The following is a 240-nucleotide window of genomic DNA, read 5'->3' on the forward strand; positions in this document are numbered from 1 at the left end:
GATCAGTTCGGTGGACAGCGTCAGTTCCTCTTCCAGCTTCTCCCCCGGACGCAGGCCGATAATGTCGATGGCAATATCGCCCTCTGGATGATCCGCATCACGCACGCTGTATCCCGCGCTTTCGATCACCTGCCGGGCCAGCTGCAGGATCGACACCGGCTCGCCCATGTCGAGGACAAAGACCTCGCCCCCGCCAGCCTCGGCTCCGGCCTGCAACACCAGTTGCACCGCTTCGCGGAT

At 63.3% G+C, this 240-nt stretch carries 1 protein-coding gene; it reads right to left on the reverse strand.

Translation table 11 applies throughout. The annotated features are described in order from the left end of the window. Nucleotides 1-240: polysaccharide biosynthesis protein (locus R0J88_RS23065; RefSeq protein WP_410901325.1), on the reverse strand; the 240-nt coding region annotated here is incomplete at both ends.

The sequence above is a fragment of the Pseudoalteromonas sp. SIMBA_162 genome (genome assembly GCF_046535955.1).
Lineage (GTDB): Bacteria > Pseudomonadota > Gammaproteobacteria > Enterobacterales > Alteromonadaceae > Pseudoalteromonas > Pseudoalteromonas marina.